This is a genomic window from Terriglobus sp. ADX1, from assembly GCF_036877645.1.
Taxonomy (GTDB): Bacteria; Acidobacteriota; Terriglobia; order Terriglobales; family Acidobacteriaceae; genus Terriglobus.
On sequence record NZ_JAEDXV010000120.1, the window covers coordinates 1 to 254 of the forward strand.

1 pseudogene is annotated in these 254 nt (G+C 65.7%); it reads right to left on the minus strand.

The features are described from left to right. A pseudogene (locus tag JAO32_RS19870) lies at nt 1–254 on the minus strand (hypothetical protein); the annotation flags it as partial.

Genomic DNA, 254 nt, shown 5'->3' on the forward strand with positions numbered 1-254 from the left:
CCGCTGTTAGCGGTGGCAAGAGCGAGACCGGAGGGCGTTTGCGCGATGGCCGTTACCTGGCTGGCTTCGGTGTGCGCGATGTCTGTGTAAGTGTTGGCCTGCGCTGTGTCGATGCGATAGACGCGGCCGCGATTGCCGGTGGCGGCGAAGAGTGCGTTGTTGCGAACGGTGAGGGCGTAGACGACGTCCTGCTGGAGGGCGACGAGGCGCAGAGGTGTGCCGTCGGGGGCGATGCGGTAGATTTCGGAGCCGTC